Source organism: Streptomyces sp. NPDC041970 (genome assembly GCF_055588985.1).
Genome location: NZ_JBVJCD010000012.1, coordinates 98,128 through 106,684, shown reverse-complemented (window position 1 = coordinate 106,684; position 8,557 = coordinate 98,128). Strand labels below are relative to the sequence as shown.

Annotated in this window: 5 protein-coding genes; 3 read left to right on the top strand and 2 right to left on the bottom strand. The window is 73.9% G+C overall.

Features of this window, described 5'->3' with window-relative positions:
* Nucleotides 1-117 precede the first annotated feature (117 nt).
* Entirely contained in the window at nucleotides 118-1,668 is a 1,551-nt protein-coding gene (locus ACZ6EJ_RS09690; RefSeq protein ID WP_469265801.1) for a ricin-type beta-trefoil lectin domain protein, read from the bottom strand.
* Between the two features lie 106 nt (nucleotides 1,669-1,774).
* Between ACZ6EJ_RS09690 and ACZ6EJ_RS09685 the strand changes: the two genes are divergently transcribed.
* The 3 genes from ACZ6EJ_RS09685 (at nucleotide 1,775) to ACZ6EJ_RS09675 (ending at nucleotide 6,238) form a co-directional block, all read left to right on the top strand.
* Nucleotides 1,775-3,190, top strand: coding sequence for a class II fumarate hydratase (locus ACZ6EJ_RS09685; protein ID WP_469265799.1), 1,416 nt, complete (start codon nucleotides 1,775-1,777; stop codon nucleotides 3,188-3,190).
* Nucleotides 3,191-3,276: 86 nt separating this feature from the next.
* Nucleotides 3,277-3,966 carry a cytidylyl-2-hydroxypropylphosphonate hydrolase gene (fomD, locus tag ACZ6EJ_RS09680; protein WP_469265797.1) on the top strand — a complete coding sequence of 230 codons (690 nt, stop codon included), beginning with the start codon at nucleotides 3,277-3,279 and terminating at the stop codon, nucleotides 3,964-3,966.
* A gap of 373 nt (nucleotides 3,967-4,339) precedes the next feature.
* Nucleotides 4,340-6,238, top strand: a complete 1,899-nt coding sequence (locus ACZ6EJ_RS09675; RefSeq protein WP_469265796.1) for a SpoIIE family protein phosphatase — start codon at nucleotides 4,340-4,342, stop codon at nucleotides 6,236-6,238.
* A gap of 68 nt (nucleotides 6,239-6,306) precedes the next feature.
* On the opposite strand, the gene ACZ6EJ_RS09670 is transcribed toward ACZ6EJ_RS09675, so the two are convergent.
* Nucleotides 6,307-8,538, bottom strand: coding sequence for a transglycosylase domain-containing protein (locus ACZ6EJ_RS09670; RefSeq protein ID WP_469265794.1), 2,232 nt, complete (start codon nucleotides 8,536-8,538; stop codon nucleotides 6,307-6,309).
* Nucleotides 8,539-8,557: the final 19 nt, after the last annotated feature.

Genomic DNA, 8,557 nt, shown 5'->3' with positions numbered 1-8,557 from the left:
CCTTCTCGGGCGGGCGGGTCTTCGAAGCCCCCCCCCTCCCCCCCCCCCACCCGCCCCCCCCCCCCCCCCCCCCCCCCCCCCCCCCCCCCCCCCCCCCCCCCCCCCCCCCCGCGCGCCCTACGCGAAGCGCTGCCGCGCGCTGCCGTCGCACGTCTGGAGCCTGAGCGGGTCCTTCGCCCCGTCCAGCGTCAGGCACAGCCCGGTCGCGGCGGCCGGGCGCAGCGTGCCCGCCTGCCGGACGAACCTCTGGTTGGCCGCGCCCGCGCAGTCCCACACGATGAGAGCCGCGCCGGGCTCGTACCTCGCGCCCGGCACGTCCAGGCAGCGGTCGTGGCTCAGCCCGGTGCGCACGGTCCGTGTGGCGGCGTCGTGCCACCAGGTCTGGTTGCGGCCGCCGTGGCAGTCCCAGCCGCCGATGGCGGTGCCGTTGCGGGTCACCGAGGCGGGGACGTCCACGCACGTGCCGGTGGCCTCGTTCCGCAGCGGGGCGAACAGGTCGTCCCAGGCCGCCGGTTGGAGGACCGGGCTGCCGGTGCTCGCCGGGTCGGCGCAGCTCGCCTCGCGGAGGCCGGAGGCGTACATCTGGGTGAGGCAGGAGGCGAAGGCGCGGTGGCCGTCCGCGTTGGGGTGGAAGGACTGCCGCACCGAGTTCTCGTCGGGCAGACCGGGCTTGCTCAGGTCGATGTAGAGGCCGCGGGCCCACGGCGCCTCGCTGCACACCTCGTGGCCGTGGAAGAGGCGGGAGTTGTCGAGGTAGGCGGCCCCGGTGGAGGCGGCGGCCCTGCGCATCCCGGCCTGGAAGGCGGGTACGGCGGTGTCGCGGCCCCAGGCGGTGTCGGAGTCGTGGCCGAGGCCCCCGCAGGCCACCTTGCCGGGGAAGGCCGGGTTGTCGCGGAAGTCGGGGCCGATCGGGCTGGGGTAGCCCATCAGGACGAGCTTGTAGTCGCCGTTCGCGTACCCGGCGTCGCTCATGACGGTGCGCAGGTCGCGGACGGTCCGCTCCACCTTGGGGACCAGCGCGTCGACGCGGGCCTGCCAGCCGTCCGCGTACTTCGGCTCGCAGGGGCCCTGGAGGGTGAGGTAGCGGACCACGCAGTCCGTCATGACCGGGGCGAACTGGAGGTCGTCGTTGGCCCCGGCGACCAGGACGATCATCTTGATCCGGGTGTTGCGGGCCTTGATCGCGAGGCTGTCGCTCTGCACCAGCTCGTCGGCGTACTGCGGGGTCCCGCCGATCCTGATGTTCCCGGTATGGGCGCCGGAGCAGGAGACGTTGTACGTGACGTCCGCCGCGATGCCCGTGCGGTGGACGGCGGCCTCCGGCGAGCGGTGGCACCAGTTGTCCGGGCCGTTGGTGCCGGGGTCGTAGGAGCCGACGCCCTCGCCGGATATCTCGCTGTCGCCGAGCGAGATCAGCCCGGTCCTGCGGTCCGCGAACGGCCGCTCGGCGGGGCTGCCGTAGAGCTGGGTCGCCTCGGCGGCCCGGACGGCCTCCAGCGCGGGCGGGAGCGGGGTGGATGCGAGGGAGCCGGTGCCCGGTCCCGCCGCGCCCGCGGGCCCGGCGGCCGCCAGGCCGCCGCAAGCCGCCGCGAGGGCGACGGCGGCGGCGACCGTGCGGAGCCGGCGAAGACCGCCGGCCCCTCGGAATCTGGTGCTGGTGCGCCTCATTGCGCCTCCCGATGAGTGGTTACCCACGGTATTTACTGATCGGTAGGCGACTTGGGAATACGGGGAACAAGACACGTGCTCATCTTCTGCGGGAGGTTTAAACACCATGGTTGACACAACGGCCGACACGTCGGACGGCTCGGACGTCCGGATCGAACACGACTCGATGGGCGAGGTCAGGGTCCCCGCACACGCCAAGTGGCGGGCGCAGACCCAGCGGGCGGTGGAGAACTTCCCCATCTCCGGGCAGCGCCTGGAGCGCGCCCACATCGAGGCGCTGGCCCGGATCAAGGGCGCGGCCGCCAAGGTCAACGCCGAGCTGGGGGTGGTGGACGCGGACGTCGCGGCCGCCGTCCGGGAGGCGGCCGACGAGGTCGCCGCGGGCCGCTGGGACGACCACTTCCCGGTCGACGTCTTCCAGACGGGGTCCGGAACCTCGTCGAACATGAACGCCAACGAGGTGATCGCCACCCTCGCCGCCGAGCGGCTGGGCCGCGAGGTCCACCCCAACGACCACGTGAACGCCTCGCAGTCGTCCAACGACGTCTTCCCCTCCTCCATCCACATCGCGGCGACCGCCGCCGTCACCGCCGACCTGATCCCGGCGTTGGACCATCTGGCGGAATCCCTGGGGCGGAAATCGGCCGAATTCGCGGAGGTCGTGAAGGCGGGCCGCACCCACCTGATGGACGCCACCCCGGTCACCCTCGGCCAGGAGTTCGGCGGCTACGCGGCCCAGGTCCGCTACGGCGTGGAACGGCTGCGCGCCTCACTCCCCCGCCTCGCCGAACTGCCCCTGGGCGGTACGGCGGTGGGCACGGGCATCAACACCCCGCCCGGCTTCTCCGCCGCCGTGATCGCGGAGGTCGCGGCGGCCACCGGACTGCCGCTCACCGAGGCCCGCGACCACTTCGAGGCGCAGGGCGCGCGGGACGGGCTCGTGGAGACCTCCGGCCAGCTCCGGACCATCGCCGTCTCGCTGACGAAGATCGCCAACGATCTGCGCTGGATGGCCTCGGGCCCGCGCACCGGCCTCGCCGAGATCGCCCTGCCCGACCTCCAGCCCGGTTCGTCGATCATGCCGGGCAAGGTCAACCCCGTGATCCCCGAGGCGGTGCTGATGGTCGCCGCCCAGGTCACCGGGAACGACACGACGGTCGCCACGGCCGGCGCGGCGGGCAACTTCGAGCTGAACGTGATGCTGCCGGTCATCGCGAAGAACCTCCTGGAGTCCGTACGGCTGCTCGCGAACGCCTCCCGGCTGCTCGCGGACCGCACGGTCGACGGCATCACCGCCGACGTCGAACGGGCCCGCGCCTACGCCGAGTCCTCGCCGTCCGTGGTGACCCCGCTCAACAAGTACATCGGCTACGAGGAGGCGGCGAAGGTCGCCAAGAAGTCCCTCCGCGACGGCGCCACGATCCGCGAGACGGTCCTGGCCTCCGGGTACGTCGAACGCGGCGACCTGACGCTGGAGCAGCTCGACGAGGCCCTGGACGTCCTGCGCATGACGCGTCCGTGAACTCCCGCCCCCGGACGGGGCGGTCGGTCACCTCCAGGTGACCTGAGTCGCAGCGGGCCGGCCGGAGGGGTCCGTACGATCCCTCCATGACAGGTACGACAGAGCGCGCGCGCTGGGCGCCGGGCGACCAGATCCTCTGGCGCTACCGCGACAACGGCCGGGCGCGGCGGCGGGAGGCCGGCGCCCCGGCCGTGCACATCTGCCGTCCTGTGACCGTCGTCCAGGACACCGACGACCTGCTCGCCGTCTGGATGGCGCCCGGCACCGAATGCGTGCGCCCGGCGCTCGTCGGCGGCGCCCAGGTGCACACCGAGCCGCTGGCGACCCGCTACACCGCGCCGCGCACCACGGCCCGCTCCACCTGGTTCGGCTCCGGGGTGCTCAAGCTGGCCCGGCCCGGCGAGCCCTGGTCGGTGTGGCTGTTCTGGGACCGGGGGTGGCTCTTCCGCAACTGGTACGTGAACCTGGAGGAGCCGCGCACCCGGTGGTCCGGAGGAGTGGATTCCGAGGATCACTTTCTCGACATCTCCGTGAGCCCGGACCGGAGCTGGAAATGGCTCGACGAGGACGAGTTCGCCCAGGCGCGGCGCGTCGGCCTGATGGACCGGGAGACCGCCGGCCGAGTCCGGGCGGCGGGCCGGGAGGCGGTGGGGGTGATCACCCGCTGGGGCTCTCCGTTCCGGGACGGCTGGGAGCACTGGCGGCCCGATCCGCGGTGGCCGGTGCCGCCGCTGCCGGATGACTGGGACCGGACCCCCGCCCGTATACCGTCGTGAGACCCTGGAAGCGCCCTTCGGGCGGCCCGGTCGGCACGACCGGTCCCGCAGGGGGGCGAACGCCACGAGCACCAGGCGCCGCACCGGAAGTGACCACAAGTCATCGCGGCGGCCGCGCGGACGGGACGGGTCGCGGACCCGGCGGTTCCGCCCGGTCGCGGGAACCACGACGAGGGGGTGGAGACGTGTCCGCTGCCCGCTGCCCCACCGCCGGGGGGACCGCCGGCCGGCCATCTTCCGGACGCCCGGTTTCGGCCCCGCCGAGGCGGGCATCCGGTGACAGCCGTTGTTCTCACCGCGCTTGCCGGGGCACAGTAGCGCCCCACGAGGTCACTGCCTCATACAACCGGCCCGGACGGACGGAATCCCACGCGTGACGGAGCATCCCACCTCCCACGAAGGCCGGCAGCCGCTCGCGGCCCGGCAGCAGGAGCGCACCCGGCCCCGGCAGCAGGATGCCGCGGCGGCCGCCGCCGCGGCCGCGATCCCGGCCCCGGCCGCCGCGCCGAACCCCGCCGCCGCGGCCGCCGTGGCCGACGCCCAGGCGGCCACCCGCCGCGAGGGCGACCGGCTGCGCTTCGTCGGCGCGGCCACCCGGCGCATCGCCCGCGGCATCGACCTGGACGAGATCGTCCTGGGCCTGTGCCGGGCCAGCGTGCCGACGTTCTCCGACGCGATACTGGTCTACCTGCGCGACCCGCTGCCGGTCGGCGACGAGCGCCCGGTGAGCCCGTTCGTCCTGCGGCTGCGCCGCAGCGACCGGCTGCGCACCAGCGACGAGGAGCGCGAGCCGGGGGCCGACCCGGAGCGGCTGCGGCCGTTCGTCATCGACCCGCAGGCCGACCTGATGCCCGCCGCCGAGCTGTGCGAGGTGCGCACGAGCGGCGCGCTGGACGAGGTGCTGCGCGGGGTGCGGCCGGTCTTCGGCGACTCCGCGGCGGCGCGGGCGGCCCTGCCCGAGCTGCTCGGCCCCGGCCGCACCGTCCCCACCGGCCACCGGGCGATCCTCGCCCCGCTGCGCGGCCGGCGGCGGGTCATCGGGGCCGCGGTCTTCGTGCGCGGCACCGAGCGCCCGCCGTTCGAGGCCAGCGACCTGCTGGTCGCGGCGCAGTTGGCCACGCACACCGCGCTCGGCATCGACAAGGCCGTGCTGTACGGGCGCGAGGCCTACATCGCCGACGAGCTCCAGCGCACGATGCTGCCCGACTCGCTGCCCCAGCCGACCGGCGTCCGGCTCGCCTCGCGCTATCTCCCGGCCGCCGAGACGGCCAGGGTCGGCGGCGACTGGTACGACGCGATCCCGCTGCCCGGCAGCCGGGTCGCGCTGGTCGTCGGCGACGTCATGGGCCACTCCATGACCTCCGCCGCGATCATGGGCCAGTTGCGCACGACGGCGCAGACCCTGGCCGGGCTCGACCTGCCGCCGCAGGAGGTCCTGCACCACCTGGACGAGCAGGCGCAGCGGCTCGGCAGCGACCGCATGGCGACCTGCCTGTACGCGGTCTACGACCCGGTCGCGCACCGGATCACCATCGCCAACGCCGGGCACCCGCCGCCCGTGCTGCTGCACCTGGGCGGCCGGGCCGAGGTGCTGCGCGTGCCGCCGGGCGCGCCGATCGGCGTGGGCGGCGTCGACTTCGAGGCCGTGGAGCTGGACGCCCCGGCCGGGGCGACGCTGCTCCTGTACACCGACGGGCTCGTCGAGTCGCGGCTGCGGGACGTGTGGACGGGCATCGAGCTGCTGCGGGAGCGGCTGGCGGCGACCGCCCGGCTCACCGGGTCGGACCACTCGCCCCCGCTGGAGGCGCTCTGCGACGACGTGCTCGACATGCTCGGGCCCGGCGACCGGGACGACGACATCGCGCTGCTCGCCGCGCGCTTCGACGGGATCGCCCCGAGCGACGTGGCGTGCTGGGACCTGGAGCCGGAGGACGCGGCTCCGGGCCGGGCCCGCAGACTGGCCCGGCGGGCGCTGGGCCGCTGGGGCCTGGAGGACCGGGCCGACGAGGTGGAGCTGCTGGTGAGCGAGGTCGTCACCAACGCGGTGCGGTACGCGGAGCGGCCGGTGACGCTGCGGCTGCTGCGGACCGACATCCTGCGCTGCGAGGTCGGCGACGACTCCCCGCAACTGCCGCGGCAGCGCCGGGCGCGGGACACCGACGAGGGCGGTCGCGGCCTGTTCCTGGTCAACCGGCTGGCCCGGCGGTGGGGTGCGACCCGGCTGTCGACCGGCAAGGTGGTCTGGTTCGAGATGACGACACGGGGGAGCTGAGGCGGCCCCCGCGACGCGGAGGGGCGGGCGCCGGTCGGCGCCCGCCCCTCCGCGTCACTCCTGCGCGCTCACTCGCCGGGGCCGTTGCCTCCGGGCCCGTTGCCGCCGGATCCCCGGCCCGGCCGGTCCTCGCCGTCGCCGGGGGTCGGCGGCAGCTCCGGGCCCTTGGTGGGCGGCGTGGCGGGCGGGGTGGTGTCGGGCGCCGTCGGCGGAGGCGTGGTCGGGGTCTCGCTGGGCTCACGGCTCGGCGTCCGGGACGGCGTGACGGGCGGCTGGGTGGTGGGCTCCCGCGACGGCGTGACCGGTGCCGACGGGGCGCGCGTGGGGGTCGTCGGGGCGACGGGGGCCTCGCCGCGCTCCACGCCCTCCAGGTCGAAGCGGGCGTCCGAGCCGCCGCCGAGGGCGTCGAGCGTGTAGTCCGCCCAGATCCTGGCCGGGAAGCCGCCGCCGTTGGCTCGGCCGCTGTTGGCGGTGCCGGTGAGCGAGACCTGCTTGCGGCCGCCGTCGCCCTCGCCGAAGAGGGCCACCACGGTGGCCAGCTCGGGGGTGTACCCGGCGAACCAGGCCGACTTGTTGTCCTCGGAGGTGCCGGTCTTGCCCGCCGCGTCGTACGCGGGGCTGTTCGCCTCGCGCCCGGACCCGGCGTCGACGACCCCGGTGAGCGCGGAGGTCACGGTGTCGGCGGAGGGGCGGCTGATGGCCTGCTCGCGCCGGGGCTTGTCCGGGGTGACCGAGCGGTCGCGGTGCTCGGCGGACCGCAGGATGTGCGGGGTGACCTTCTTGCCGTGGTTGTCGAGCGTGGCGTAGACGCCGGCCATGTCCCAGGTCGAGGCGTTCATGGTGCCGAGGGAGACGGCGGGGCGCTCGGGGAAGTTCTTGTCCGGCACGCCGAGGGCGAGCGCGGTCTCCTTCACGGCGGCGGGCGTCACGTCCACGATCATCTGCGCGAAGACGGAGTTGACCGAGCTGTTCATCGCCTTCTGGACGGATATCCGTCCGTAGCTGCGGTCGTCCTCGTTCTGCGGGTTGAAGGGGGTGTCGCTGCCGACGACGGGCCGCTTGCTGGTGCCGTCGTAGACGGTGTTGAGGCCGATCAGGCTGCCGTCCTGGGTCTTCGCCTCGTTCTCCAGGGCGGAGGCGAGCACCAGCGGCTTGAAGGTGGAGGCGGGCTGGTAGTCCTGGCGGGTGGCGTTGTTGATGTAGTGCTTGACGTAGTCCTCGCCGCCGTACATCGCGACGACCTCGCCGGTCTTCGGGTCGACGGAGGTGGCGCCGGCCTGGACGGTGGCGTCGACCTCGTCGCTCTCGCGGTCGAGCTTGGACTCCAGCTCGTCGTGGACCGCGCCCTCCAGCTCGCGCTGGCGCTTCTTGTCCACGGTGAGGGTGAAGGTCCAGCCGCCGGCCTCGCGGTCCTCGGCGGTGACCCCCAGCTTGTCCAGCTCCTTGTCGGCGGCCTCGACGAGGTACCCGGCCTGGCCCTCCATGCCCTGGGCGGGCTTGGGCTTCTGCGGTACGGGGAACTCCAGGCCGGCCTTCTCGGACTCGGTCAGCCAGTCCATCTCGACCATGTTCCGCAGGGTGTAGGCCCAGCGCTCCTGGACCAGGCGCTTGCCGGTCTCGCTGGCGACGGCCCAGTCGTACTGGCTGGGGGCCTGGAGCAGGGAGGCGAGGTAGGCGCCCTGGGCGACGTTCAGGTCCTTGGCGTCGACGCCGTAGTACGCCTGGGCGGCCGCCTGGACGCCGCTGGCGCCGCGGCCGTAGTAGGCGGTGTTGATGTACCCGGCGAGGATCTGCTCCTTGGACTGGTCCTGGTCCACCTTGAGCGAGATCACCAGCTCCTTGAGCTTGCGGCTCACGGTGGGGTCCTGCGTCAGGTAGTAGTTCTTCACGTACTGCTGGGTGATGGTGGAGCCGCCCTGCTTGCCCTTGCCCGAGAGGGTGTGGAGCAGGCCGCGGGTCGTGCCCTTGAGGTCGACGCCCTGGTCGTTGTAGAAGGTCTTGTTCTCCGCCGCGACGAACGCGTGCTGGACCTTCTCGGGCACCTCGTCGAGGTCGACGATCTGGCGGTTGACGCCCTTGCCGGTCCGGGCCAGGACCGTGCCGTCGCTGTACTGGTAGACGTTGCTCTGCCGCTCCGCCATGGCGTTGGCGGCGGGGATGTCGACGGACAGGTACAGCGCGCCGAAGGCCCCCATCACGAGCAGGCAGGCCCCGAAGAACGCGCCCAGCAGCTTCTTCCACGTGAAGAGCCCGCGTATGCCGCCGCTCTTCCCGGCCCGTCGCGCGTCCGCTCGACCCATCGCTGTGTTGCTCCCGCTT